Source organism: Pseudomonas sp. HMSC065H01, from assembly GCF_001815235.1.
In the GTDB taxonomy this organism is placed as follows: Bacteria; Pseudomonadota; Gammaproteobacteria; order Pseudomonadales; family Pseudomonadaceae; genus Pseudomonas; species Pseudomonas aeruginosa.
In genome coordinates, this window is record NZ_KV819873.1 from 43,622 (window position 1) to 69,575 (window position 25,954).

The 25,954-nt window shown below is 68.1% G+C and carries 17 protein-coding genes and 1 pseudogene; 4 read left to right on the forward strand and 14 right to left on the reverse strand.

What is annotated here, in order from left to right:
* The 3 genes and pseudogenes from muxC to muxA all read right to left on the reverse strand — a co-directional run.
* Window positions 1-1,230: pseudogene (gene muxC / locus HMPREF3014_RS12810) on the reverse strand (multidrug efflux RND transporter permease subunit MuxC); the annotation flags it as partial.
* Complete coding sequence (gene muxB, locus HMPREF3014_RS12815; RefSeq protein WP_003089920.1) at window positions 1,227-4,358, reverse strand: multidrug efflux RND transporter permease subunit MuxB; 3,132 nt, start codon at window positions 4,356-4,358, stop codon at window positions 1,227-1,229. The pseudogene muxC and the gene muxB, both read right to left, overlap by 4 nt.
* Window positions 4,355-5,635 (reverse strand): multidrug efflux RND transporter periplasmic adaptor subunit MuxA, encoded by a 1,281-nt coding sequence (gene muxA, locus HMPREF3014_RS12820; protein ID WP_003111498.1) that lies wholly within the window; start codon window positions 5,633-5,635, stop codon window positions 4,355-4,357. The genes muxB and muxA overlap by 4 nt, the downstream gene beginning before the upstream one ends.
* A 256-nt stretch (window positions 5,636-5,891) precedes the next feature.
* Between muxA and HMPREF3014_RS12825 the strand changes: the two genes are divergently transcribed.
* From HMPREF3014_RS12825 to HMPREF3014_RS12835, 3 genes are all read left to right on the forward strand, one after another.
* The gene (locus HMPREF3014_RS12825; protein ID WP_003160399.1) at window positions 5,892-7,325 is read left to right on the forward strand and encodes a TldD/PmbA family protein; all 1,434 of its coding nucleotides are present in this window, start codon (window positions 5,892-5,894) and stop codon (window positions 7,323-7,325) included.
* Complete coding sequence (locus HMPREF3014_RS12830; RefSeq protein WP_034068105.1) at window positions 7,325-8,650, forward strand: TldD/PmbA family protein; 1,326 nt, start codon at window positions 7,325-7,327, stop codon at window positions 8,648-8,650. The genes HMPREF3014_RS12825 and HMPREF3014_RS12830 overlap by 1 nt, the downstream gene beginning before the upstream one ends.
* Window positions 8,651-8,846: 196 nt before the next feature.
* Window positions 8,847-9,971, forward strand: a complete 1,125-nt coding sequence (locus tag HMPREF3014_RS12835) for a pyoverdine biosynthesis transaminase PtaA (protein WP_023087452.1) — start codon at window positions 8,847-8,849, stop codon at window positions 9,969-9,971.
* A 149-nt stretch (window positions 9,972-10,120) separates the two neighbouring features.
* Here HMPREF3014_RS12835 and tpx read toward each other — a convergent pair whose 3' ends face one another.
* From tpx to HMPREF3014_RS12850, 3 genes are all read right to left on the reverse strand, one after another.
* Complete coding sequence (gene tpx, locus HMPREF3014_RS12840) at window positions 10,121-10,618, reverse strand: thiol peroxidase (RefSeq protein WP_003089950.1); 498 nt, start codon at window positions 10,616-10,618, stop codon at window positions 10,121-10,123.
* A 134-nt stretch (window positions 10,619-10,752) separates the two neighbouring features.
* Window positions 10,753-12,102 carry an alanine/glycine:cation symporter family protein gene (locus HMPREF3014_RS12845; RefSeq protein ID WP_003113324.1) on the reverse strand — a complete coding sequence of 450 codons (1,350 nt, stop codon included), beginning with the start codon at window positions 12,100-12,102 and terminating at the stop codon, window positions 10,753-10,755.
* Between the two features lie 155 nt (window positions 12,103-12,257).
* Window positions 12,258-13,169: a LysR family transcriptional regulator gene (locus HMPREF3014_RS12850; protein WP_014602859.1), complete on the reverse strand. Its 912-nt coding sequence runs from the start codon at window positions 13,167-13,169 to the stop codon at window positions 12,258-12,260.
* A gap of 118 nt (window positions 13,170-13,287) precedes the next feature.
* On the opposite strand from HMPREF3014_RS12850, the gene HMPREF3014_RS12855 reads away from it, so the two are divergent.
* Window positions 13,288-14,283: an aldo/keto reductase gene (locus HMPREF3014_RS12855; RefSeq protein WP_003113326.1), complete on the forward strand. Its 996-nt coding sequence runs from the start codon at window positions 13,288-13,290 to the stop codon at window positions 14,281-14,283.
* A gap of 230 nt (window positions 14,284-14,513) precedes the next feature.
* On the opposite strand, the gene HMPREF3014_RS12860 is transcribed toward HMPREF3014_RS12855, so the two are convergent.
* The 8 genes from HMPREF3014_RS12860 to HMPREF3014_RS12895 all read right to left on the reverse strand — a co-directional run bounded on the left by HMPREF3014_RS12860 (window position 14,514) and on the right by HMPREF3014_RS12895 (window position 25,907).
* The gene (locus HMPREF3014_RS12860; protein WP_003089962.1) at window positions 14,514-15,449 is read right to left on the reverse strand and encodes a phosphatidate cytidylyltransferase; all 936 of its coding nucleotides are present in this window, start codon (window positions 15,447-15,449) and stop codon (window positions 14,514-14,516) included.
* Between the two features lies 1 nt (window position 15,450).
* The gene (locus HMPREF3014_RS12865; RefSeq protein ID WP_003113327.1) at window positions 15,451-16,080 is read right to left on the reverse strand and encodes a lysophospholipid acyltransferase family protein; all 630 of its coding nucleotides are present in this window, start codon (window positions 16,078-16,080) and stop codon (window positions 15,451-15,453) included.
* Window positions 16,081-16,091: 11 nt separating this feature from the next.
* Window positions 16,092-16,544 (reverse strand): hypothetical protein, encoded by a 453-nt coding sequence (locus HMPREF3014_RS12870; protein ID WP_003120064.1) that lies wholly within the window; start codon window positions 16,542-16,544, stop codon window positions 16,092-16,094.
* Window positions 16,537-17,886 carry a phosphatase PAP2/dual specificity phosphatase family protein gene (locus HMPREF3014_RS12875; RefSeq protein ID WP_003116853.1) on the reverse strand — a complete coding sequence of 450 codons (1,350 nt, stop codon included), beginning with the start codon at window positions 17,884-17,886 and terminating at the stop codon, window positions 16,537-16,539. The genes HMPREF3014_RS12870 and HMPREF3014_RS12875 overlap by 8 nt, the downstream gene beginning before the upstream one ends.
* The gene (locus HMPREF3014_RS12880) at window positions 17,886-19,646 is read right to left on the reverse strand and encodes a bifunctional alpha/beta hydrolase/class I SAM-dependent methyltransferase (protein ID WP_004349997.1); all 1,761 of its coding nucleotides are present in this window, start codon (window positions 19,644-19,646) and stop codon (window positions 17,886-17,888) included. Before HMPREF3014_RS12880 ends, HMPREF3014_RS12875 begins: the two co-directional genes overlap by 1 nt.
* An 89-nt stretch (window positions 19,647-19,735) precedes the next feature.
* Window positions 19,736-20,371 carry a CDP-alcohol phosphatidyltransferase family protein gene (locus tag HMPREF3014_RS12885; protein ID WP_003122639.1) on the reverse strand — a complete coding sequence of 212 codons (636 nt, stop codon included), beginning with the start codon at window positions 20,369-20,371 and terminating at the stop codon, window positions 19,736-19,738.
* Window positions 20,372-20,505: 134 nt separating this feature from the next.
* Window positions 20,506-24,171, reverse strand: coding sequence for a translocation/assembly module TamB domain-containing protein (locus tag HMPREF3014_RS12890; protein WP_023087451.1), 3,666 nt, complete (start codon window positions 24,169-24,171; stop codon window positions 20,506-20,508).
* Complete coding sequence (locus tag HMPREF3014_RS12895; protein WP_004343881.1) at window positions 24,168-25,907, reverse strand: autotransporter assembly complex protein TamA; 1,740 nt, start codon at window positions 25,905-25,907, stop codon at window positions 24,168-24,170. The genes HMPREF3014_RS12890 and HMPREF3014_RS12895 overlap by 4 nt, the downstream gene beginning before the upstream one ends.
* Between the last annotated feature and the right edge of the window lie 47 nt (window positions 25,908-25,954).

The window sequence follows — 25,954 nt, forward strand, 5'->3', positions numbered from 1 at the left end:
CTCCACCACCACGATGGCGTCGTCCACCACGAAGCCGGTGGCGATGATCAGCGCCATCAGCGACAGGTTGTTCAGGCTGAAGTCGCACAGGTACATGACCGCGAAGGTGCCGATCAGCGAGACCGGCACCGCCAGGCTGGGGATCAGCGTGGCGCGGCCGTTGCGCAGGAACAGGAAGACCACCAGGATCACCAGCGCCACCGAGATCAGCAGGGTCAGCTCGGCCTCTTCCAGCGACGCACGGATCGACGGGCTGCGATCGTCCATCACGTTCAGCTTGACCTGCGGCCCGAGCAGTTCCTGCAACACCGGCAGTTGCGCGTGGATGGCGTCGGTGGCCTCGATGATGTTGGCGCCGGGCTGGCGGGTGACGATCAGCAGCACCGCCGGCAGGTCGTCGGAAAAGCCGGCGTTGCGCACGTCCTCCACCGAGTCGCTGACCTTGGCCACGTCGCCGAGGCGCACCGCGGCGCCGTTGTCGGCGTTGTAGTGGATCACCAGCGGCTCGTACTCGCGGGCCTTGCGCAACTGGTCGTTGGCGTCCACCTGCCAATGCTTGTCGTCCTTCTCGACGGCGCCCTTGGGGCCGTTGCTGTTGGCCGCGGCGATGGCCGTGCGCACGCTGTCCAGGGACAGCCCGTACTGGCTCATGGCATCCGGGTTGAGGTCGACCCGCACCGCCGGCAGCGAGCTGCCGCCGATGCTCACCTGCCCTACCCCCTGCACCTGCGACAGCTTGGGCGCCAGCACGGTCGAGGCGAGGTCGTACATCTCGCCGCGACTCTGGGTCTCCGAGGTCAGGGTGAGGACCATGATCGGCATGTCCGAGGGGTTGGCCTTGCGGTAGCTGGGATTGTTCGGCATACCGCTGGGCAGCAGGCTCATCGCGCCGTTGATCGCCGCCTGCACCTCGCGGGCGGCGCCGTCGATGTCCTTCTCCAGGTCGAACACGAGCACCACGGTGGTCGAGCCCAGCGAACTGCTGGAGGTCATCTCGCTGATCCCGGCGATCCGTCCCAGCGAGCGCTCCAGCGGCGTGGCCACCGACGAGGCCATGGTTTCCGGGCTGGCGCCCGGCAGGCTGGCGCTGACCACGATGGCCGGAAAATCGACGTTGGGCAGCGGCGCCACCGGCAGCAGGCCGAACGACAGGGTGCCGGCCAGCAGCAACGCCAGGGTCAGCAGCGTGGTGGCGACCGGGCGGCGGATGAAGGGCGTGGACAGACTCATCGCCCGGCGTCCCCGTCGAACCCGGCCTCGGTGTTCAGGTCCAGCCCGCGCTGCTTGCGCCAGGCCGCCCAGCGACGGGCCAGGCGGTCGAAGTAGAGATAGATCACCGGGGTGGTGAACAGGGTCAGGACCTGGCTCAGCAGCAGGCCACCGACCATGGTGATGCCCAGCGGCTGGCGCAGCTCGGCGCCGGCGCCGCCGGCGAGCATCAGCGGCAGCGCGCCGAGCAGCGCGGCCATGGTGGTCATCAGGATCGGCCGGAAGCGCAGCAGGCAGGCCTGGTAGATCGCCTCATGGGGCGGCTTGCCTTCGTTGCGCTCGGCGTCGAGGGCGAAGTCGATCATCATGATCGCGTTCTTCTTGACGATGCCGATCAGCAGGATGATGCCGATGATCGCCACGATGCCGATCTCCTGCCCCGCCAGCATCAGCGCCAGCAGCGCGCCGACCCCGGCCGAGGGCAGGGTCGAGAGGATGGTCACCGGATGGATGAAGCTCTCGTAGAGGATGCCCAGGACGATGTACATGGTCACCACCGAGGCGAGGATCAGCAGCAGCGTGTTCGACAGCGAGGCCTCGAAGGCCAGCGCCGCGCCGCGGAAGCTGCCCTGCATGCTCAGCGGCAGCTCCAGGCTGGCCTCGACGCCACGGATCGCCTCGACCGCCTCGCCCAGGGAGTAACCCTTGGCCAGGTTGAACGACAGGGTCGCCGAGGGGAACTGGGCGATATGGTTGATCGCCAGCAGGGTATGCCGCTCCTCCACCTTCGCCAGGCTCGACAGGCGCACCTGGGTGCCGTCGCTGGACGGCACGTAGAGCTGCTCCAGGGCCTGCGGGCCGAGCTGGAACTGCGGCGCCACCTCCAGCACCACGCGGTACTGGGTGGCCTGGGTGAAGATGGTCGAGATCAGCCGCTGGCCGAAGGCGTTGTAGAGCACGCTGTCGATGTCGGAGAGCTTCACGCCGAGGCGCGAGGCGGTGTCGCGGTCGATGTTCAGGTAGGCCTGCAAGCCCTTGTCCTGCCAGTCGCTGGCGACGTCGGCGAGCTGCGGCAACTCCTGCAGCCGCGCCACCAGCTTCGGCACCCACTCGGCGAGCACGTCCGGGTCGGCGTCCTGCAAGGTGAACTGGTACTGGGTGCGGGCGACCCGGTCCTCGATGGTCAGGTCCTGCACCGGCTGCATGTACAGCTTGATCCCGGGCAGGTGGTCGAGTTCGGGCTGCAGGCGCTGGATCACTTCGCTGGCGGTGACGTCGCGCTCGCTGTGCGGCTTGAGGTTGATCAGCAGGCGGCCGGTGTTGAGGGTCGGGTTGCTGCCGTCGACGCCGATGTAGGAGGACAGGCTGGCCACCGCCGGGTCCTTCAGCACCACCTCGGCAAGGGCGCGCTGGCGCTCGGACATGGCCTGGAAGGAGATCGACTGCGGCGCTTCGGCGACGCCCTGGATCACCCCGGTGTCCTGCACCGGGAAGAAGCCCTTGGGCATGGCCAGGTAGAGCAGCGCGGTCAGCGCCAGGGTGGCGATGGCCACCAGCAGGGTCAGCGGCTGGTGCCGCAGGACCACCCGCAGGGCCTTGGCGTATTGTGCGATCAGGCCATCGATGACCCGCCCCGCGGCGCGCGCGAAGCGGCCCTGCTGGTCCTCGTCGATGTGGCGCAGCAGCTTGGCGCTGAGCATCGGCGTAAGGGTCAGGGAGACGAAGCCGGAAATCAGGATCGCCACCGCCAGGGTGATGGCGAACTCGCGGAACAGCCGCCCGGCGACGTCGCCCATGAACAGCAGCGGGATCAGCACGGCGATCAGCGAGAAGGTCAGCGAGATGATGGTGAAGCCGATCTGCTTCGAGCCCTTGAGCGCCGCTTCCAGCGGCGAGTCGCCCTGCTCCAGGTAGCGGGCGATGTTCTCCACCATGACGATCGCGTCGTCGACCACGAAGCCGGTGGCGATGGTCAGCGCCATCAGGGTCAGGTTGTTGATCGAGAAGCCGGACAGGTACATCACGCCGAAGGTACCGATCAGCGACAGCGGCACGGCGAAGCTGGGAATCAGGGTGGCGTAGACGTTGCGCAGGAACAGGAAGGTGACCATCACCACCAGCGCCACCGCCAGCGCCAGCTCGAACTGCACGTCCTTGACCGAGGCGCGGATGGTGGTGGTGCGGTCGGTCAGCACCTGCACGTCGAGATTGCCCGGCAGGGTCGATTGCAGCTGCGGCAGCAGCGCCTTGATCCGGTCGACCACCTCGATCACGTTGGCCCCCGGCTGGCGTTGGATGTTCAGCACCACCGCCGGCAGGTTGTTGGCCCAGGCGGCCAGGCGCACGTTCTCGGCGTCGTCCTCGACGCTGGCGACGTCGCGGATGCGCAGCGGCGAGCCGTTCTTGTAGGCGATGATCAGGTCGCGGTAGGCGTCGGCCGAGCGCAACTGGTCGTTGGCGTCCAGGGTCGAGGCACGGGTCGGGCCGTCGAAGCTGCCCTTGGGGCCGTTGAGGTTGTTGCTGGTCACCGTGCTGCGCAGGTCCTCCAGGCTCAGCCCGGCCGCCGCCAGCGCCGTCGGGTTGGCGCGCACCCGCACCGCCGGGCGCTGGCCGCCGCTGATGCTGACCAGGCCGACCCCGGAGATCTGCGAGATCTTCTGTGCCAGGCGGGTATCCACCAGGTCCTGGATCTGCGGCAGCGGCATGCCGTCGGACATCACCGCCAGGGTCAGGATCGGTGCGTCCGCCGGATTCACCTTGCTGAACACCGGCTGGTTCGGCAGGTCGTTGGGCAGCAGGCTCTGCGCGGCGTTGATCGCCGCCTGGACTTCCTGCTCGGCGACATCGAGGTTGCTCTGCAGGCTGAATTGCAGGGTGATCACCGAGGCGCCGCCGGAACTGCTGGAAGACATCTCGTTGAGCCCCGGAATCTGCCCGAGCTGGTTCTCCAGCGGCGCGGTGATCGACGAGGTCATGATCTCCGGGCTGGCGCCGGGGTACAGGGTGACCACCTGGATGGTCGGGTAGTCCACTTCCGGCAACGCCGAGATCGGCAGGAAGCGGTAGGCGATCAGGCCCGAGAGCAGGATCGCCACCATCAACAGGGTGGTCGCGACCGGCCGCAGGATGAACGGGCGGGACGGGTTCATTCAGCGCTCCCGCTACCCACCGAGTCGCCCTGGAGGCCGCTGGGGCGGCCAGTCTGCGGTTTCTGCGGCTCGCCCTCGAGGACCTGCGGGGAGGCCTCGGCGACACGCACTTCCATACCGTCGCGCAGGCGGTCGGTGCCTTCCACCACCACCTGCTCGCCGGCCTTCAGGCCGCTTTCCACCACCACCCGCTCGTTCTCGCTGGTGCCGATGGCGACGCTGCGCTGGCTGACCTTGTTGTCGGCGCCGACCACGTACACATAGATACCGTTGGTGCCGCGCTGCACGGCGTTGGCCGGAATGGTCAGCACGCCCTTGAGGGTCTGCGCCAGCAGGCGCACGTTGACGAACTGGTTGGGGAACAGCTTGCCGTCGGCGTTCTCGAAGCGCGCCTTGAGCTTGACCGTGCCGGTGGTGGTGTCGATCTGGTTGTCCAGGGTGGTCAGGGTGCCTTCGGCGAGAACCTTGTCCTGGTTGCGGTCCAGCGCGGTGACCGCCAGCTTGCCGGGGCCGTTCATCTGCTCGACGACGGTGCCGATCTGCTGCTGCGGCAGGCTGAACACCACCGAGATCGGCTTGACCTGGGTGATCACCACCAGCGGCGTGGTATCGCCGCTGGTGACCAGGTTGCCGATGTCCACCTGGCGCAGACCGAGGCGCCCGGAAATCGGTGCGCGGACCTCGGTGAAGGTCAGGTTGAGGCGGGCGTCGTCGACCTGGCCCTGGTTGGTACGGATGGTGCCCTGCAACTGGCGGACCTGGGCTTCCTGGGTATCCAGGGTCTGCTTGGCGATCGAGTCCTCGGCGTACAGCCCCTTGTAGCGCTGCAGGTCGATCTCGGCGTTCTTCAGTTGCGCCTGGTTCTGCATCAGCGTGCCCTCGGCCTGGGCCAGCGCCGCCTTGTAGGTGCGCGGGTCGACCACCGCCAGCAGGTCGCCGGCCTTGACCTCCTGCCCCTCCTGGAACAGCACCTTGACCAGCTCGCCGTTGACCCGCGGCTTGACGTTCACCGTGTTGAAGGCGGTGACGGTGCCAAGCGCGTTGAAATGCAGCGCCAGGTCGCCCTGCTCCACCCTGGCCACGCCGACGGTGAGCGCGTTGGCCTTGGGCAGCGCGGCGCCCGGCTTGCCGCCGCGACCGGGTCGCCCGTCGGAGGACGGCGCCGAGGCGGGCGCCGCCAGCCACATCACCAGGCCGATCACGGCGGCGAAGGCCAGGGCGGTGATCAGCCACGGGCGCAGGGTACGGAACTTGGATTTACCGGTCGTTGGAGTCATGGTTCTTCTTCAGGCTTAGAACGGAGGCGCTTTTTCCAGGCTGCACGATAAGCATTGCGGGGGCCCAGGCAAAGCCTCTTTACCCGCTATTTACCCTTGCTTTACCGATAGTTAGGCATTCCGCCCGCATGCTTCGGCGAGCCACCCGCAGCCTGGCACCAGGCTATGACAACAAACGGCTTGCTCCGTTACGGACGAAGGCTTGAAATAGAGCGTTCTGCATTCGCCCACTCCGCAATCGGCCAGGGACGCACAGATGATCGACCCGTTGAAACACCGCTTCGCGGCGCTCCGCAGTCGCGCCGAATTCCACTCCTTGCGCTACGTCCAGCGTAGCGGCGAGTACCTCTCGGTGCGCCGCAACGTCAACGAACCGCCGCACTTCAGCCAGGACCGCGGCGCCATGCTCTGCGTACGGCTGAACGGCGTGGAAGCCTACGCCGCCACCAACGATCTCTCCGCGGCCGGCCTGCAGGCCGCCCTGGAGCAGGCCGAACGGCAAGCCGAGCGGATCGCCCGGCACGCCCTGTTCGACGTCCGCGGATTGCCGCCGGCAAGCGGCCGCTCGCAGTATCGCTCGCCGAACCAGGACGCCCCTTTCCCCTCCCTCGCCGAGTGCTACGAACTGCTCGCCGAGGAGTCCGCCAAGGTGCCGCGCGACGAGCGCCTGGTGAACTGGAGCGTATTCCTCGAAGTCAGCCGCCAGGAACAGCTCTACCTGAACAGCGCCGGCGCCGAGCAATACCACGAGCAGCGCTTCGTCTATCCCGGCGCCAGCGTCACCGCCTACGACGGCCATGACAGCCAGACCCGCAGTTTCGGCGGCCACCATGCCGGCCAGCAGGGCGGCGCCGAGGTGATCGAGCGCCTCGGCCTGGTCGGCGCCGCGCCGCGCATCGCCGACCAGGCCCTGCAACTGCTGGCGGCGCCGAACACCCCGAGCGGCCGCTGCGACCTGCTGCTGATGCCGGACCAGATGATCCTGCAGATCCACGAGTCGATCGGCCACCCGCTGGAGCTGGATCGCATCCTCGGCGACGAGCGCAACTACGCCGGTACCAGCTTCATCAAGACCGAGGACTTCGGTCGCTACCAGTACGGCTCCAGCCTGCTCAACGTCAGCTTCGACCCGGAAATCCCCGAGGAGCTGGCCAGCTACCGCCAGGACGACGACGGCAGCCCCGCGCGCAAGGAATACCTGATCCGCGAAGGCCGCCTGCTGCGTCCGCTCGGCGGCGCCCTGTCGCAACACCGCAGCGGCCTGGAGGGCGTCGCCAACAGCCGCGCCAGCAGTTGGAACCGCGCGCCCATCGACCGCATGGCCAATCTCAACCTGGAGCCCGGCGACAAGAGCTTCGCGCAGCTGGTGGCCGGTATCGAGCGCGGGGTGCTGATGTCCTACAACCGCTCCTGGTCGATCGACGACGCACGCAACAAGTTCCAGTTCGGCTGCGAATGGGGCCAGTTGATCGAGGACGGCGAACTCAAGGGCGTGGTGAAGAACCCCAACTACCGGGGCATCTCCGCGCAGTTCTGGCGCAACCTCAGCGCGGTGGGCGACGCCGGCACCTTCGAGGTGCTCGGCACGCCCTACTGCGGCAAGGGCGAGCCGAACCAGGTGATCCGTGTCGGCCACGCCTCGCCGGCCTGCGTATTCAGCGATGTGGACGTATTCGGGGGAGATACCTGATGCACCAGAGACAGCATTTCGAAGCCCTCGCCGAGGACCTGCGCCGGCATCTGGCCGAGGGCGAGGACTTCACCCTCTGGTACAGCGCCGAGGACTCCGAGTTCATCCGCTTCAGCCGGGCGCGGGTGCGCCAGGCCGGCCGGGTGCGCCAGGCCAGCGCGCTGCTCCGGCTGATCCGCGACGAACGCCAGGCGAGCCTCGACCTGACGCTCTCCGGCGCGCCGGAAGAAGACCGCCAGCGTCTGGCCGAAGGCCTTCGGCAACTGCGCCAGAGCCTGGCCTGGATTCCCGCCGATCCCTATCTGCTGCTCGACACCTCGGCCTGGCAGCGAGAGAACCAGGACCTCGGCGCAGCGCCCGACAGCGGCGCGCTGCTGGCCAGCCTCGAACGCCGGGCGCGCGACCTCGACCTGGTCGGCATCTATGCCGCCGGACCGCTGTTCCGTGGCTTCGCCAACTCCTGGGGCGCCTTCGGCTGGCATGCCGGCAGCAGCTTCAACTTCGACTGGAGCCTGTTCCATGGCAACGGCCAGGCGGTGAAGGCCGACTACGCCGGCCAGCGCTGGGACGACGAAGCCTTCGCCCGGCGCTTCGAACAGGCCCGGGAGCAGCTCGGCCACCTGGGCAAGCCGCTGCGCCAGTTGCGCCCCGACGACTATCGCGCCTACCTGGCGCCGGCGGCGCTCGAGGAAGTCATGCAGATGCTCTGCTGGGGCGGTTTCTCCGCGCGCGCCCTGGCTACCGGCGAAAGCCCCCTGCAACGCCTGCAGAACGGCGACGCCCTGCTCAGCCCGCTGCTGAACCTCGCCGAGCGCCCTGCCACCTCGCCCTCCCCGGCATTCAGCGCGGAAGGCTCGCCGCGCGCCGAGGTCGAACTGGTCGGCAACGGCCGCCTGAGCGGACGCCTGGTGAGTTCGCGCAGCGCCCGCGAATACGGCCTGGTAGCCAATGGCGCCGGCGCCAACGAGGCGCCCACGGCGCTGGACATGGCCGGCGGCAGCCTGGAGCAGGCGCGCATCCTCGAGGCCCTGGATACCGGCCTGTACATCGGCAACCTGTGGTACCTGAACTACTCGGACATGCCCGCCGCACGCCTGACCGGAATGACCCGCTTCGCCACCTTCTGGGTGGAGAACGGCCAGATCCGGGCGCCGGTCAGCACCATGCGCTTCGACGACAGCCTGTACAGCTTCCTCGGCGCCCACCTGGAAGACCTCAGCCACGAGCGCGAACTGCGCCTGTCCAGCAATACCTACGGCGAACGCCAGACCGACTCGATGCACCTGCCAGGCGCGCTGACCGGGCGCTTCACCCTCACGCTCTGAATCCACACGGCGCTCCCCGGCGGTTCGCCGCCCGGGAGCGCCGCGTGCGCAATCCGAAGAACGACCGCCGATATTCCGGCGCCATTATCACGCCACCATAAACGGACCGACTCCCTCCTCGTTATCCACTCTGGTGACACACGCCCGAGAGGAACCCACCGCACGCATATCCCATTCGGTACACGGAGGTGAAGCTATGCCCGCTTTGAGTCGTCGTTCGTTCGTGACCCTGACCGCCCTGGCCTCCAGCAGCATCCTGCTGAGCCCGCGAGCCTTCGCCGGGAGCGGCGCGACAAGCGCCGCCGGCAAGCCGCAAGAGACCTTCCTGGATTTCAACGAAAGCCCCTACGGCCCCTCCGCCAAGGCCAGGGCCGCCATGCAGCGGGCGGCCGCGCTCTGCGGTCGCTACGACTACGACGCGCAGGACGCCCTGGTCGGCCTGTTCGCCAAGCAGAACGGCATCCCCGCCGAATGCGTGCACGCCTACTGCGGCTCGCGCCAGCCGCTGCAATACGCCGTCGCGGAGTTCACCGGCAAGGAGCGCGGCCTGGTCATCGCCGATCCCTCCTACGACTCCGTGGTCGGCGCCGCCCAGGCCCAGGGGGCGAAGGTCGCTGCCGTGCCGCTGGACGCCGAGGCGGCCCACGACATCGAGCGCATGCTCGCCGCCGCGCAACGCGACGCCGGGCTGATCTATATCTGCAACCCGAACAACCCGACCGGCACCCTCACCCCGCACGAGCGGATCGTCAGGGCGATCGAACGCAAGCCCGAGCGCAGCGTGGTGCTGGTCGACGAGGCGTATATCCATTTTTCCGACGCACCCAGCGTCGTTGGCCTGGCCGTCCAGCGCCAGGATGTGCTGGTCCTGCGTACCTTCTCGAAACTCTACGGGATGGCCGGCGCCCGGCTCGGCCTGGCCATCGGGCATCCGCAGCTGCTGGCGCGGCTGGAGCGCTTCGGCGGCCACAACGTGGTGCCCTCGCCGACCGCCCACGCCGGGCTGGAAAGCCTGCGTGACGACGACCTGGTGCCACGGCGCAAGCAGCAGAACGCAGAGGTCCGCGAGCGCACCATCGCCTGGCTGCGCCAGCAGGGCTTCCGCTGCACCGCCTCGCAGTCCAACTGTTTCATGGTGGATATGCGCCGTCCCGCCGAGCTGGTCATCGCCGAACTGGAGAAACAGCGGGTGCACGTCGGCCGCCCGTGGGTCTCCTGGCCCAACTGGGTCCGCGTGACGGTAGGCAGCGAGGAAGAGATGCAGGCGTTCCGGAGCGCCTTCGCCAGCGTCAGCCGGCGCCACCAGGTCGCCATGCGCTAGCGCTGCGTCTCTGCGACGCAGGGCGGATGACCGCGCTGCGATTATCCGCCCTGCTCATGGCCCGAGGCGAGCAGCCAAGGGATTCGGGTTCGCCCGTTACCAGCCAGCCTGGCTGACGGTCATGGGACGAAGCGGGTTGGCCGTGGGGCTCAGAGAGCCGCCAGGGCCGCCGCGTAGTTCGGCTCGTCGGCGATTTCGCCGACCAGTTCGCTGTGCAGCACCTTGTTCTGCTCGTCGAGCACCACCACGGCGCGCGCGGCCAGGCCGGCCAGCGGGCCGCTGGCGATGGCCACGCCATAGTTCTCGAGGAACTCGCGACCGCGCAGGGTCGACAGGTTGACTACGTTCTCCAGGCCTTCGGCGCCGCAGAAGCGCTTCTGCGCGAACGGCAGGTCGGCGGAGATGCACAGCACCACGGTGTTGGCCAGCTTGCCGGCCTCGACGTTGAACTTGCGCACCGAGGTGGCGCAGGTCGGGGTGTCGACGCTGGGGAAGATGTTCAGCACCTTGCGCTTGCCGGCGAAGTTTTCCAGGGTCACGTCGGCGAGGTCGCCGCCGACCAGGCTGAAGGCCGGAGCCTGGGCGCCTTTCTGCGGGAGCTGGCCATCGACGTTGACCGGGTTGCCCTTGAGAGTCACTTGAGCCATTGCGTTGATCCTTCTAGTCAGTGAGAAGCCGCCGGCCCTGTGGCCGGCGGCGGAAGCATTCGGGGCCGGCGACGATGCTAGCACGCTTTACCCGAGCGAAAACCTCGGGTTTGAGCGTCGCCGTCCCCCGAGGCTCAACTCCTGGCCTTGGCGAAATACTCCCGGGTCAGGCGGAACACCACCGGACTCAGCAGCAGCAAGGCGATCAGGTTGGGAATCGCCATCAGCGCGTTGAGGGTATCCGCCACCAGCCAGGCGAAGTCCAGCTGGGTCATGGCGCCGAACGGAATCGCCAGGGTCCAGACGATCCGGAACGGCAGGATCGCCCGGGTGCCCGCCAGGTACTCCCAGCAGCGCTCGCCGTAGTAGCTCCAGCCGAGGATGGTGGTATAGGCGAACACCACCAGGGCCAGCGACAGGATGTAGTGGCCGACGCCCGGCATCGCCGCCTCGAACGCCGCCGAGGACAGCGCCGCGCCGCTGGCGCCGCTGGTCCAGACGCCCGAGGTGATGATCGCCAGGCCGGTCAGGCTGCAGATGATCAGGGTATCGATGAAGGTGCCGAGCATACCGATCAGGCCCGAACGCACCGCGCTATGGGTCGTGCCGGCGGCCTGGGCGATGCCGGCGGTGCCGAGGCCGGCCTCGTTGGAGAAGATCCCGCGTGCGACACCGAAACGGATTGCCGCCATCACCGCTGCGCCGGCGAAGCCGCCGGTGGCGGCGATCGGCGTGAAGGCGTGGGTGAAGATCAGTTGGAACGCGCCGGGAATCGCCTCGGCATGGACCACCAGGACGATCACCGAGGCGACGATGTAGCCGACGCACATGAAGGGCACCAGGGCTTCGGCGACCTTGCCGATACGGCGGATGCCACCAAGGATCACCAGCCCGGTGACGAGCATGGTGGCGACCCCGGTGACCCAGTCGGGCACGCCGAAGGAAACCTCCAGGGCATCGGCCATGCTGTTGACCTGGACCATGTTGCCGATACCGAAGCCGGCGAGCCCGCCGAACAGCGCGAAGGCCGCGCCGAGCCAGGCCCAGCGCTTGCCCAGACCGTTCTTGATGGCATACATCGGACCGCCGACGTGTTCGTTGCGCTCATCCTTCTCGCGGTAGTGCACCGCCAGCACCACTTCGGAGAACTTGGTGGCCATTCCCACCAGCGCGGTGCACCACATCCAGAACAGCGCGCCCGGGCCGCCGAGGAAGATCGCCGTGGCCACCCCGGCGATGTTGCCGGTACCGACGGTGGCCGCCAGGCAGGTCATCAGCGCCTGGAACGGGCTGATCTCGCCGCTGCTCTCGTCATCCTTGCTACGCCCCTGCCAGAGCAGGCGAAAGCCGACTCCCAGGCGCACCAGGGGCATGAACTTCAACCCCAGCATCAGGTACAGGCCGGTGCCGAGAATCAGCACCAGCATCAACGGCCCCCAGACCACGCCGTTCAGGTCGACCACCCACTTCTGCAAGCTTTCCATCAGCGATCCTTATTCTTGTTCGAATGAATGCGGCCTGGCGGCAGCGGGCATCCGGAACTCGGACGAACATCCCTGCTCGACAGGCCAAGGCTGCCGATCCTAACGAGGTTCTCTCGGCGAAATCGAGAAAAATCTTCGCCCGGAAAGCCTGCGTCTCATTGCGTCTCGCCGGCCGCCTGGCGACCGAACAGTTCCACCAGCCAATCGACGAACACCCTCACCCGCGGCGACAACTGGCGCTGCGAGGGATACACGGCATGCAGCGGCAGCGATGGCGGCAACCATTCTCCGAGCACTTGTCGGAGGCTACCGGCGGCCAGGCCGGCGGCGACGTGATAGTGCGGCGCCTGGATCAGCCCGAGCCCGGCCCGGCAGGCGGCGACGTAGGCATCGGCGTTGTTGACGCTGACCCGGCTGCGCATCGGCAACGTGCGCAGACGCCCGTCGACGCTGAACTCGAAGTCGAAGGTACGCCCGCTGGAAGGCGACTGGTAGTTCACCGCGAGGTGCCCGCCGAGCTCGGCGAGCTGCCGCGGATGGCCATGACGCTCCAGGTAGGCGGCGCTGGCGCAGGTGACCTGCGGCAGGTCGGCCAGGTGCCGGCCGACCAGGCTGGAATCGTGCAGTTCGCCGACCCGCAGCACGCAGTCCGCGCCCTCGCGCAGCAGGTCGACCAGGCGATCGTTGCTGCTCAACTGCAGCTCCAGTTCCGGGTAGCGCTCGCAGAACTCCGGCAGGAACGGAATCACCCGCATCCGCCCCAGTGCGCCCGGCAGGTCGACCCGCAAGCGCCCGCGCGGGTTGTTCAGGACGCGTGGAAAGCAGCTTTCCGCCTCCTCCAGGTCCGCCAGCAGGCGCACACAACGCTCGTAGTAGGCCTGCCCGTCGAGGGTCAGGCTGACCTGGCGGGTGGTGCGCTGCAGCAACTGCACGCCAAGGTGCGCCTCCAGTTGCTGGATCGCCTGGGTCACGCTGGCGCGCGGCAGCTCCAGGCTGTCCGCGGCCTTGCCGAAGGCGCCCAGCTCGACGATGCGGGTGAAGGCCTGCATGGCCTGGAAACGATCCATCGGACACCCTCGATTATTTGGAAAATACGAATGGTAAAACCGTAATTATGGGCTTTATCCAGACCAATGCAGAGCGAAGAATGACGACGTTTTCCTTCCCTCCCGCGAGGCTCGACACATGAAAACCCGTCAACTCGGCCACAACGGCCCTTCCGTCTCCGCCATCGGCCTCGGCTGCATGGGCATGACCGACTTCTACACCACCGGCGGCGACCGCCAGGAGGCCATCGCCACCCTGCATCGCGCCGTGGAACTCGGGCTGAACTTCTTCGATACCGCCGACATGTACGGCCCGCACAGTAACGAGGAACTGCTCGGCGAGGCCCTGCGCGGCAAACGCGAGCAGGTGTTCCTGGCCAGCAAGTTCGGCATCGTCCGCGACCCTGCCAATCCCCGGGCGCGCGGCGTCGACGGCAGCCCGGCGTACATCCGCCGCGCCATCGAAGGCAGCCTGAAGCGCCTCGGTACCGACCGCCTGGACCTGTACTATCAGCACCGCATGGACCCGCAGGTACCCATCGAGGACAGCGTCGGCGCCCTCGCCGACCTGGTGAAGGCCGGCAAGATCCGCCACATCGGTCTCAGCGAAGCCTCGGCGGAAACCCTCGAGCGTGCCCACCGGGTGCACCCGATCAGCGCGTTGCAGAGCGAGTACTCGCTGTGGACCCGCGATCCGGAGGACACCGGGGTGCTCGCCGCCTGCCGTCGCCTGGGCATCGCCTTCGTCCCCTACAGCCCGCTGGGCCGAGGTTTCCTTACCGGCACCCTGAAGCGTCCGGAAGACTTCGCCGCCGACGACTACCGTCGTTTCAGCCCGCGCTTCCAGGGCGAGAACTTCGCGAAGAACCTGAAGCTGGTGGACAAGGTCGGCGAACTGGCCGCAGCCAAGGGCGTGAAACCCTCGCAACTGGCGCTGGCCTGGGTGCTGGCGCAGGGCGATGACCTGATCCCGATTCCCGGCACCAAGCAGCGGCGCTACCTGGAGGAGAACGTCGCCGCGACGGAATTGCGCCTGAGCGCGGCGGAACTGGCCGAGCTGGATGCGATCTTCCCCGCCGAGGCGGTCGCCGGCAGTCGCTATAGCGAGGAAGGCATGCGCCTGGTCAATCTCTGAGACAGTGAAGCTGCGGTCACGTCCCCGTATGCCGGAGCCTGGTTGTAGGGCGAATCACCGCTTGCGGTTATCCGCCGCTTATCCGGGGTTTCGGCGGATACCGCCTGTGACGGTATCCGCCCTACGGGTCTCTATCGCTCGCAATTTCCTGGCTGCCTACACGGCGGGAAAACGACGACGGGGCGGCCGCCATCGGCAACCGCCCCGCTCCCCTCGGCGCCAGGCGAACCTCAGGGCGTCCACCAGTAACGCACCACGTGGAAGAAGATCGGCGCGGCGAAGCACACCGAGTCCAGGCGGTCGAGCATGCCACCGTGGCCTTCGATCATGTGCCCCCAGTCCTTGACCCCACGGTCGCGCTTGATCGCCGACATCACCAGGCCGCCGAAGAAGCCCAGCAGGTTGATCAGCAGCGCGATCAGCGCCGCCTGCCAGAGGTTGAACGGGGTGATCCACCACAGCGAGGCGCCGATGGCGGTGGCCAGGGCGATGCCGCCGACGAAGCCTTCGACGGTCTTCGACGGCGACAGGTTGGGAGCGATCTTGCGCTTGCCGAACAGCTTGCCGCAGATGTACTGCATCACGTCGGAGAGCTGCACGACGATCACCAGGTAGGCGATCAGCAGCAGGTTGCGCCCCTCGAAGCCGGGGATGTCGAGGGTCAGCAGCGCCGGCACGAAGGAGATACAGAACACCGCCAGCATCAGGCCCCACTGCACTTTCGAGGCGCGCTCGAGGAAGTGCTTGGTGTCGCCGCCCAGCGAGGCGAGGATCGGCAACAGCAGGAACACGTACACCGGGATGAAGATCGAGAACATGCTGTACCAGTCGATGTAGATCAGCAGGTACTGCATCGGCAGCACGAAGTAGAACGCCGCCACCAGCGCCGGGTAGTCGCTGCGCCGGGTCGGGGTGAGGGTGATGAACTCGCGCAGGGCGTAGAACGACACGCCATAGAACAGCAGGATCACCGCCGCCTGGCCAAGCCAGAAGGCGAAACCGATCACCAGGACCATCGCCCACCAGGCGTTGATCCGCGCGTTCAGGTTGTCGATCACCGCGTTCGGGCCGGGACCGGCGCGCCACTTGAGGACGAAGCCGACCAGCGAGGCGAGCAGCAGCAGCGCGCCGATCCCGCCGAAGAGCATCCAGGTCTGTTCGTTCATCTCAGGCCTCCTCTTCCGGCGCCAGGTCCAGCAGGGCCATGCGCGCTCGTTCGAGGAACGCCTCCTTGCCTTCTTCCGCCGTGGCGACCAGCGGCTTGCCGAAGCTCAGGGTGCAGAGCAGCGGCAACGGCAGCATGCGGCCCTTGGGCATGACCCGGTTGAGGTTGGCCAGCCAGACCGGCACCAGCTCGACGTCCGGGTGGGCCAGGGACAGGTGGTAGATACCGCTCTTGAATGGCAACAGCTTGACCTCGTCGTCCAGGTTGCGGGTGCCCTCGGGGAAGATGATCAGCGAATCGCCGCCGTCCAGGGCGCGGTCGAGGGGTTCGAGCGGATTGGCATTGGCCTCGCTGCGCTGGCGGTCGACCAGCACGCCGTTGAACACCTTGTTGATCACGTAGCTGCGCAGGCCGGCCTTGTTCCAGTAGTCGGCGCCCGCCACCGGCCGGGTACGCCGCCGCACCTCCGGCGGCAGCGAGGCCCAGAGCAGGACGAAGTCGCCATGGCTGCTGTGGTTGGCGTAATAGATGCGTTGCTTGGGGATCGGCGTGGTGCCCAGCCAGAGGCTGCGCAAGCCGGTGATGGCGCGGGCGCCGGCGATGATGCCATAGGCGACGACTGATTCGAGCATGGGAAGACTCTTCAGGTTTGAGCGTTGAATAGAGGGATCGACAACAGGCACGACAAGGCCAGCAGGAACTGGGCGCCACAGGCCAGCGCCTGCCAGCGTAGCAGGCGCAGGGCGCCGTGGCTGCGCTGGTTCCAGGTGCGCCCTGCGGCGTCCGCTCGGGCCAGGCCGAGATCGGCCAGGGCCCGGTCCAGGTCTTGGGTCTGCGCTTCCAGCCTGTCGCCGACGTGGCTGAAACGTTCGAACAGTTCGGCGTCCAGGGCCACTCGCAGCGCCCAGTACTTCTGCCACAGGCCGAGCAGGGCGATCGCCAGCATCGCCGCAGCGAAATAGCGCCAGCCGATGCCCTGCACGGCCTGGTACAGGCCCAGCCCGATGGCCAGCAGGGTCAGTGCGGCGGACAGCCGGTCAAGCTCGCGGCCACGGCGCAGCAGGGCCGCCACCAGGGCCAGGGTTTGCTCAGGCATGGCGCACCTCGCCCAGTTCCGCCGATGGCTCCGGCACGCTCCCGCTCAGCGCCGCGAGGGTCCGCCGCTGGGCCTCGCCCAGCAGCACTTGCGGTCGCGCCCGACGTAACACCGCCACGGCCGACTCGACGTCCGCCGCGCGGCCGCTGAGCAGCAGCCAGGCGGCGACCAGCGTGGCGCTGCGCGAATAGCCCAGGGCACAGGCCACCAGCAGCGGCCCTTGCGCCAGCAGTTCGTCGATCAGCACCGCGGCGCGCCGGCAGTCCTCGACGTCCGGCGCGACCAGGTCGAGCAACGGCAGGCTGCGATAGGCCAGCCCCTGCGGCTCGCAGGAAAGTTCGGCGGTAGCGTCGAGCAATGCGCGGAAGCGGCCGTCGGCCAGTTCCGCGGACGACGGCAGGCGCCCCAGCCAGAGGCCCGGCAGCACCTCGTCCGGCTGCGGCCGGCGACGGGTCCAGAGCCAGGCGTTGATCCGCGCGGCAAGCAGATATGGCGCCAGCAGCCAGCGCGCGGCGGCGCTCAGGCGGCCAGTGCTGCCCTTCTGGAAGCCGGCGGCGCCGAACAGCAGGTAGTTCAGCGCCACCAGCGCCAGCGCCAGCGCCGGCCAGCACAGCCATAACGCCGCACCGCCGACGGCAAAGGCGACGGCGGCGCAGGCCAGCGCGCCGAGGCCGTAGCGAGCGGCCAGCCGCCGCCGTTGCCGGTCGCGGCTCAGACTGGCGCGGGCGAACGGCGCGGGCTGCGCCTGCGGCCACAGCCAGACGCACAGCCAACCGGCCAGCGCGCCGGTGGGCACGTCGATGAAATGGTGCTGCCAGGTGGTCAGCACCGACAGCCCGATCAGCGCGAACCAGCCATGCAGCAGCCAGCGCCAGGCGCCGCTGGCGTAGCGCGCGTAGCAGACCCAGAGCACTACCAGCAGGGCGATGTGCAGCGACGGTGCCTGGTTGTACGGTTTGTCGAACCCCATCAGCACGTCGAACAGCCAGCCGAACACGCCGCCCAGTTCCGGCCGTTCGAAGGTGAAGCGCAGGGGGAACAGCAGGAAGCAGGTCACCGACAGCACCTGGGCGCTGAGCAGGCGCAGGCAGTGGGTGTCCAGCTCGCGCTTGTCCCGCGGCAACAACAGCGACAGGCCGTAGAGCAGGTCGATCGACCAGTACGGCAGGATGGTCCAGGGCCACAGCGGCATCCCGCGTTCCCAGTCGAAGACCAGGCTGCCGACGTCGCCGCGCTGGCTGGTCAACCAGTTGGCCAGGCCATAGCTGGCGAAGAAGAACGGGCCGAGGAACAGCAGCCAGAGCACCGCCCGCTTCAGTACCCCCGGCTCGCGCGGCGCCATCAGCGGGCGACCTTCTGCGCCAGCGATACGCTGAAGATGCCCCACTGGTCGACCCGCTGGGTGATCTTGCGGAAGCCGGCGGCGGCCACCAGCTGGTCCATTTCCGCCTGGGTCCGGCGCCGCATCACCCAGGCCTGGCCCTGGCGGTGGCTGGTCAGCGCGCGGGCGATCAGTTCCAGCTGCGGGTGCCAGGGCTGTCCGGTGTAGACCAGGTAGCCGCCCTCCTCCAGCGCCTCGCCGAGGCCGGCGAGGGAGTCGCCGACCATGCGGTTGTCGGCGAACAGCTCGTAGAGCCCGGAAACCACCCCGAGGCTCGGCTTCGGTTGCAGCGCCGCCAGGTCGGCGCGATCGAAGGCATCGCCCTTGACGAAGCGGGCGATGCCGGCGAGGCCCTTGCTTTCGATCAGGGCGCTGCCGTCACGCACGTTGATCTCGCTGTAGTCGCGCAGGAGGATGCTTTCCGGCAGCGGCTCGACGCCTTGCAGGGCTTCGAGGATGTAGCGGCCGTGGCCGGCGGCGATGTCGACGATGCGCACCTCGCGCTGCTCCTCGCGCAACCGCTGCATGGCCAGGCGCAGCAGCTCCTCGGCGTGCAGCTTGCGCTGGCGGATGCCGCGCCAGCCGATGGAGTCCAGGTAGTTGCGGTCGATCAGGCGACCCAGCGGGCCGCTGCCGCTGGGCTGGTTGCGGTAGACATAGTCGAGGGTGCTGCCGGAATCGAAGCCGGTGTCGAAGCCCAGCTTGACCCCGTCCGACCACAGGCTGCCCAGGCGCAGCCCGGCACGGGTGGCGCGCCAGTAGAGATCGCGCGGCGAGTTCTTCGGCAACGGCGCGGCCAGCGCCTCGGCCTCGGCGCAGGTATGGCCCAGGCGGTCGGCATCGAGCAGGCTCGGTCGTTCGGGGGCCGTGGCGAATGCCTCGAGGAGGAAGCGCCGGGCACGGCCGACGGCCAGGTGACGATCGCGCTCGCCAAGGGTGTCGTGGAAGAAGCCGGGCAGGATGTGCTTTTCCTTGCGCAGGCTGCCGAGACGCTCGAAGAAGCGCTCCTGCGGCGCACGATGGACGACGAAGTCGGCCCCGGAAATCAGCAGTTGGGTGGGAATCTGGATCGCCTGTGCGTCCGCTACCACCCGCTCGGCAGCTTCGTAGAGGCCGAGCAGGACGTTCACCGAGATCGCCTTGGCGATCAGCGGGTCGCTGTCGTAGGAGGCGATCCGCTGCGGGTCGTGACTGAGGAAGCGTGCCTTGACATAGCTGTTGACGAAGAAATTGCCGCGCCACAGGCGCATCAGTTTCAGCCCGCTGCGGGCGAACGGCACGTAGAGCTTGACCTGGAACGCCGGCGAAGCCAGCACCAGTGCGCGCACCTTCGGCGCGTAGTCGTGGGCCCAGGTGGAAACCAGCACCGCGCCGACGCTCTGCGCCACCACCGCCATCCGCTCTTCGGCGATACCGTGGACGGCCTGGATATGGTCGACGAAGGTCTGTACGTCGCGCACGCTGGTGGCAAAGCTCGGGCTGTCGCCGCGGGCGCCTGGCGAGAGGCCGTGGCCACGGGCGTCCCAGGCGAAGAAGTCGTGTTCCGGCAGGTCGAGTTCGTCGACCAGGTGGGCGATCCGCCCGGAGTGCTCATGGCCGCGGTGGAACAGCAGCACCGCCTGGCGCGTGCCGTCCGGCGCCGGGCGGCTGGCCGGCCAGTGGCGGTAGAAGAGCTCTACCCCGTCGTGGGTGGTGAAACGCAATTCCTGTACGTCGCGCATGTGATGTCCCTATGTCGTTGCCCCGGCCGGGATCCCGGCGGGGTTGCTTCCTGCGGGCGCCCACCTCCATGGCGTTCGCCCGTTCCCTCTCAGGCCTGGCCGTCGCTGCCCCGTCGACTCGCGGCCAGCTCGGCCAGGCCCTGGCGCACGCGGTTGCCGATGGTCAGCAACAGCAGGGCCGCGATCAACAACATCAGCCAGTCGATCCAGGCCAGCGGCAACAGGCCGCTGGCCACCCCGGCGCCGATCACGCCGAAACACAGCGCCCGGTCGCTTTTGCCCATCGGGCCGTCGTAGCGGCGCGAAGCGCCGACCATGGTGCCCAGCGCGCCGGCATATTCGCTGATCACCGCCAGCAGCACCACCAGCACCACCCACAGCGGGTTGACTCCCGGCAACAGGGCGAACGGCAGGTACAGGCCGCTGTCGGCGATCACGTCGGTGAGTTCGTTGAGGTAGGCGCCCAGGTCGGATTTCTGGCCGAACTCGCGGGCGAGCATGCCGTCCACCGCGTTCAGCGCCATGCGCAGGAACATCCACAGCGGAACGAGGGCGAACAGCCAGAGATGGCTGGCGAAACCGGCGACCAGCGCGCCGACCAGCAGCGACAGCAGGCAGGCCGCCAGGGTCACCTGGTTGGCAGTGATGCCGCGCCGGTAGAGGCGCTGCACGCCGGGACGAAGAAGATTCTGAAAGCGCGGTTTGAGTTGATAGACGGAAATCATGTCAGCCAGTCCTTGTGCCGAGTTGCTTCGGGCACCGACCTGGCGGTCGGCGCCCGCTCCATTCTACGACGTCGATGCGCCGCTAAAAGTGACACACTTTTATGCGTTACGCATGGTCCGTATCAGCGCATCCGTCAGAAATCGCGCTTGAAGAACAGGTCCAGCGAACTGGCCAGGCCGCTCGCCGCTTCGAGATAGAGGCGTTTGGTCAACTGGTAGCGCAAGGCGATGGTATTTGCCGGTTCGAACACTCCAACACCATAGCGCAGGCTGAGCTTGTCGGTGATATTCCCGCTGGCGACCACGCTGGTGCTGTTGCCGGTGCCCTCGGTGTCCAGCTGGAAGTCCTGGATGCCGAGCTGCTTGGCGATTTCCCCGGTGAGCGGTGCGCTACCGGCCAGGCCCAGGGCCAGGGCCGCCTCGCCGAGCATGTTGCTGTCTTCGCCGGTGCTCATCGGCCGCCCCAGCACCAGGTAGGACAGCGCCTGCTCCTGGCTCATCGCCGGTTCGGAGAATACCGCGCTGGTCGGCTGCTCGGCGCTGCCGGTCAGGCGCAGGCCGGCGACCACGTCGTCGACCCGGCGGATCGCCTCGATATCCAGGTACGGCTGGTCGATCGGTCCGGCGAAGAACAGCCGCGCCCTACGGATCGTCAGGCGCTGGCCGTAGGCACGATAGCGGCCCTTGTTCAGGTTCAGCTCGCCGCGGGTATCCAGGTTGTCGCCGATGTGCAGGTGGCCGGCCAGTTCGGCGCTGAGGCCGAAGCCGGAGAACGCCAGCTTGTCCTGGCCGACCTCGACATCGATGTCCATCTTCATCTTCAGCGGCCGCTGCTCGGGCTGCTCGGAGCCGACGATCACCGCGTCGTCGGAGACCTTGACCGTGGATGGCGGCAACTGGCGGATGGTGATGTCGCCACGCGGCACCAGGACCTTGCCGGAGATCGCCAGCTCCTGGCCGGCCATGCCGATCTTCAGGTCCGGTTCCACCTCCAGTTGCGCATAGGGATCGACCACCACCGGCAGGCGGTTGCCACGGATGTTCAGGGCGACGTTCAGCGCGTCGCCCCAGCTCAGGTTGCCGGACAGGCTGCCCTGGCCGTACCTGCCGCTGCGCCAGCCGCCGCCGAGTTCCAGGCTTTCGCCAGCGATGCGAGCGTCGAGGGAAAGGTTCTCGAAGCTGGTCGGCAGCTCGCCGCCGCCAATGTTGCCGTCGCTCAGCGTCACCCGTCCGTCGACCCGCGGCGCCAGCAGGCCGCCGGACAGCCGGCCGCTGCCGTTCAGCCTGCCTTGCAGTTTCTCCACCATCGGCACGAACGGGCGCGCCAGCGACAGGTCGAGGCCGGCCAGGCTGAACTCGCCGCTCAGCGGCTTGCTCGCCGGGCGCGGGTCGATCTGCGCCTGCACCCGCAACTCGCCGAGCTTCGGTCCGCGGAAGTCGAGGGAGGTATCGACGCGGTTGGGCGCCAACCGGCTCTCCAGGCGCAGGCTGTCGTAGCCGACGTCGACCCACTGGCCCTGGTCGCGCAGGCGCAGCGTACCGCTGCCGGCGTCCAGGCTGACCACGCCGCTCGGGCCGCGGGCCGGAACGTCCAGTTGCAGGTCGCCGTTCAGCTTGCCCTGCCAGGCGAAGTCCTCGGGGAACCATTGCTTCAGGCTGTCCAGCGGGAAGTCGCGCAGGGTGTAGCGCAGCCGCGGCTCGGGCAGCAGGCGCTGCTCGCCGCCGCAGAGGCTGGCGGCGCCGGATACCCAGCAATGTGCGCCGAAATTGACCCTGCCGTCGGCCAACCGCTCCAGGCGCGCCGGCTGCTGTAGCTTCCAGTCCTGGCCGCCACTGCTCAACTCGCCGCGCGCCAGGCGACCGCGCCAGTTGCCGCGCTCCAGTTGCCCGTCGAAGGCCAGGCCGAGCTTGAGCAAGGCACCTTGCAGGTCCAGTTCCAGTTGCTGGCGGCGTTGGTCGCCGCGGGCATTGGCCTTGAACAGGCCGAGATCGGTTTCGCCGCTGCGCAGGCCGGAAGCGACCAGCGCCAGGGTGCCATTCTGCCGGGCATCGAGGTTCGCCTGCAGGTCGAGGCCGGCGATGCACTGCTCGGCGTAGGCGATCTGCTGTCCCTTGAGGTTCAGCCTGCCTTGCGGCGCCGCGAGGCTGCCAGCCAGGTCGAGGCGTCCGTCGAGGCGACCGAAGAGTTGCGGCCAAAGCTGGCCGAGACGGTTCAGGGCGATGTCCAGGCGGCCTTGCAGGCGCTGGTCGAGCGCCCCGCTGCCCTGAACCTTGTTATCCCCCAGGCGCAGGTCGAGGTTGCCCAGCGTCCAGCGCTGCCCCTCGCCTTCGGCGCGCGCCTGGAATAGCGCCGGCTGGCCGCGCAGGCGGCCCTTGACGTCGAGATCCACGCCCAACGCCAGCCGCTCGTCGCGAACACTTCCCTGGCTACGCAAGGGACCGGCCAGTGAACCCGGCAGCTCGGCGACCCAGTAAGCCGGGTTCAGTTCGCTGAGCTGCAGGGCGGTATCCCAAGCCACGCCATTGTCGAAACGCAACGTCACCCGCCCCTCGGCCTGGCCTTGCCCGGCGCGGAGCTGCAGCGACGGCAGGTTGAGCTGGACGAGGTCGCCGGACACCGGGCTGGCCAGCGTGAAGTCGCCCGCCGGACCGCTCGCCGCCGCGCTGAAATTGCCCAGGTAGCGCTGGTCCTGGTAATGCACTTCCGCCTTGAAGGTCTTCAGCGTCACCGGCGGCGGCTCCGCCAGCGGATACAGGCGCAGCCAGGGGAAATCCTTCCAGTCCAGGGTCGCGTCGGCGGCCAGGCTTTCGCGCCAGTCCAGGCGTCCGACCAGCTCCAGGCGCTGCTCGCCGCCAGCGTCCAGGCGCAGTTGGCGGATATCCGCGCCCTGGGCGTCGACCCGCCCGTCCAGGCTCAACGCCACCGCCCCACCCTCGCCCGGCAGGCTGGCGCCGCCGCGGATAAGGTAACCGTTCTTGAGATCGCCGCCGGCATCGAGCTGGATGGCGTTCAGGGTCAAGGTGTCCGGTAGTCCGGCCGCCCCCTTGAAACCGTCGGCGCGGATCAGCAATCGTGCCGGCAGGTTTTCCGCCAGCGCCTGCAACTGTCCTTCCAGGCTGCCGTCCAGGTAACCGCTGCTGCGGCCTTTCAGGGTCAGCGCCTTCTGCAGTTCACCGCCGACCTGGACGGCCAGCTTCCACGGCTTGCCTTCGGGAGCGGGCAGGCCGAGCGTGGCTTCGGCCTGCAAGGGCCAGTCGCCGCTCGGCTGCAAGCGCCCCTGGAGCGCCAGGTCCAGGCCGAAGCCCCGCGCCGTCAGCGAGTCGATGTGCAGGCCATCGGCCAGCCAATGGGCCGCCAGCTTGAGTTCGGCGACCTGCTGGTTGCCGTCGAGCAGGAAGCTGCCGACCGCCACTTCGCCGAGTTCGATGCTCAGCGGCAGTTTCAGCGTCGGCAGGCTGATCGGCCCGCTGCCGGCGCTGTCGCCGCTCGGCGGCAGGTCCAGCGCGACCCGTTCGGCGGCCACCCGCTGCAGGCACAGGCGCAGCCCCGCCAGGCAGGCCGGCGACCAGCGCAGTTCAGGCCGCTCGACGACCAGTTGCGTACCGTCCTGCGCCCAGGACAGCCGCTGTGCCTGCCAGGCGCCACCGAGGCGACCCTCGAAGCCGCTGACCTGCAGGCCCGGCACGCGGCCGAGCAGCCAGGCGCTGCCGGTCTGGGTGCCGAGCAGCGCAGCGAGTCCCAGGAGCAGCGCGAGGAGCAGCCCGACTATGGCCAGCAAGGTGATCTTCAGCGCCTTCACAGTTCTGGCCCCATGGAGAAGTGCAGGCGGAAACCGCCGTCGTCGTCGAGCGCATGGGCCAGGTCGAGGCGCAACGGGCCGACCGGCGAGACCCAGCGCACGCCGAAGCCGACCCCGGTCTTGATCGACGGGAAGTCCAGCGAGTTGAAGGCGTTGCCCTGGTCGACGAAGGTCGCCAGGCGCCAGCGCTCGGCCAGCGGATATTGATACTCGACGCTGCCGGCGATCATGTAGCGGCCGCCGATCTTGTCGCCATCGGAATTCTCCGGCGACAGCGTCCGGTAGTCGTAGCCACGCACGCTCTGGTCGCCGCCAGCGAAGAAGCGCAGCGAGGGCGGGATCGACTTGTAGTCGTTGGTGGCGATTCCGCCTACCTGCAGGCGGCCGAGCAGGCGATGGCCGCCGGCAAAGCTGGTCAGGCCCTTGGCCATGGCGTCGACATGGAGGACGTCGGCGTCGGCCAGCAGGCCTTCCTTTGCCCCCTTGACGTTGAACTGCAGGCGGTAGCCATGGCTGGGGTCGACCTTGTTGTCGGTCTCCAGCAGCGAGTAGCCGATCCCCGGCATCAGGAAGCTGCTCAGCCCGGAGTCGTCGCCCAGCTTGTACTCCTCGCGCATCCAGTTCAGCGAAACCACCCGCTGCCAACCATCGGGCCGCTTGCTGTGCCATTCGCCGCCAAGGGTCAGCAGCTTGCTCTCGGTGTCCACCAGGTCTTCGAACTGGTAGCCGCTGGTGAAGCGCAGCTTGTCGGTGAGCGGCGGATCGAGGGGAATCTCGTACCAGGCGCCGACGTTCTGCCGTGGTGCGGAGATTTCCGACTCGAATCCCAGGCTATGTCCTTCGGCATTCACCCAATGGCGGGTCCAGTTGAACCTCGCGCGCGCCCCGACGTCGGTCGAGAAACCGAGGCCGACGCCCATGGTCCGGGGCTTGCGCGCCTCCAGCCGGACCGCTACCGGGATCGCCTGGCGCGCGCCGTCGGCCTGCGCCTGGGTCGGCGCGGCGTCGACCCGCACGCCCTCGAAGTAGCCGCTGGATTGCAGGTTCTGGTTGAGTTCGGCGATCAGTTCGGAGTCATAGGGTTGGCCGGCCTTGAACGGCACCATGCGGCGCAACAGTTCTTCCTCGATGATCGAGTCGCCGTCGAAGCTCACCTTGCCGAAGGTGTAGCGCTGGCCGCTGTCGTAGACCAAGTCGATGTCGGCGATGCCGGCGCGCGGATCGATGCTCAGGCGCTGGGTGCTGAAGCGGCCCTGGAAGAAGCCGTAGCGCGAGGCCTGGTTCTGGATCAGCCGCTTGGCGTCCTCGTAGACGCCCTGGTTCAGCTTCGCGCCCGGTTTCAGCTGCTTGCCCGACGGCAAGCGGAAGCTCTCCAGGCTGGCGGCCTCGCCGAGCACCTGGATATTCACCTGGCGCAGGCGCACGGGCTCGCCGGGCACTACCTTGAGCGTGAGCTTCGGCGGCTTGCCGTCCTTCACCTCGCTGTCGATCTGCGCCTGGAAGTAGCCGAGCGCCTGGGCCGCCTTTTCCGCCTGTGCCTCGGCATTGCGGCGGAAACGTTGCAACGCCGCCTCGTCCCGCTCGCCGAGGCTACCCACATAGGCCTCGATATTGGCCTTCAGGGCGGCATTGGCGGGGGTGACGCGCACGCTAAGCTGGCTCTCCGCGAAGGCGGCCGTACTCAGGCACAGCAGCCCGGCCAGCGGGAACCGGAACAATCCTTGAGTCAGTCTCATGGCGCGGATGCTACGCAGGCGGGTGGCGCGCGTCCAGATTTGCGCGG

Coding starts and splice junctions, on each gene's coding strand:
- muxB (WP_003089920.1), bottom strand. CDS start 4,358: ATGAACCCGTCCCGCCCGTTCATCCTGCGGCCGGTCGCGACCACCCTG.
- muxA (WP_003111498.1), bottom strand. CDS start 5,635: ATGACTCCAACGACCGGTAAATCCAAGTTCCGTACCCTGCGCCCGTGG.
- HMPREF3014_RS12825 (WP_003160399.1), top strand. CDS start 5,892: ATGATCGACCCGTTGAAACACCGCTTCGCGGCGCTCCGCAGTCGCGCC.
- HMPREF3014_RS12830 (WP_034068105.1), top strand. CDS start 7,325: ATGCACCAGAGACAGCATTTCGAAGCCCTCGCCGAGGACCTGCGCCGG.
- HMPREF3014_RS12835 (WP_023087452.1), top strand. CDS start 8,847: ATGCCCGCTTTGAGTCGTCGTTCGTTCGTGACCCTGACCGCCCTGGCC.
- tpx (WP_003089950.1), bottom strand. CDS start 10,618: ATGGCTCAAGTGACTCTCAAGGGCAACCCGGTCAACGTCGATGGCCAG.
- HMPREF3014_RS12845 (WP_003113324.1), bottom strand. CDS start 12,102: ATGGAAAGCTTGCAGAAGTGGGTGGTCGACCTGAACGGCGTGGTCTGG.
- HMPREF3014_RS12850 (WP_014602859.1), bottom strand. CDS start 13,169: ATGGATCGTTTCCAGGCCATGCAGGCCTTCACCCGCATCGTCGAGCTG.
- HMPREF3014_RS12855 (WP_003113326.1), top strand. CDS start 13,288: ATGAAAACCCGTCAACTCGGCCACAACGGCCCTTCCGTCTCCGCCATC.
- HMPREF3014_RS12860 (WP_003089962.1), bottom strand. CDS start 15,449: ATGAACGAACAGACCTGGATGCTCTTCGGCGGGATCGGCGCGCTGCTG.
- HMPREF3014_RS12865 (WP_003113327.1), bottom strand. CDS start 16,080: ATGCTCGAATCAGTCGTCGCCTATGGCATCATCGCCGGCGCCCGCGCC.
- HMPREF3014_RS12870 (WP_003120064.1), bottom strand. CDS start 16,544: ATGCCTGAGCAAACCCTGGCCCTGGTGGCGGCCCTGCTGCGCCGTGGC.
- HMPREF3014_RS12875 (WP_003116853.1), bottom strand. CDS start 17,886: ATGGCGCCGCGCGAGCCGGGGGTACTGAAGCGGGCGGTGCTCTGGCTG.
- HMPREF3014_RS12880 (WP_004349997.1), bottom strand. CDS start 19,646: ATGCGCGACGTACAGGAATTGCGTTTCACCACCCACGACGGGGTAGAG.
- HMPREF3014_RS12885 (WP_003122639.1), bottom strand. CDS start 20,371: ATGATTTCCGTCTATCAACTCAAACCGCGCTTTCAGAATCTTCTTCGT.
- HMPREF3014_RS12895 (WP_004343881.1), bottom strand. CDS start 25,907: ATGAGACTGACTCAAGGATTGTTCCGGTTCCCGCTGGCCGGGCTGCTG.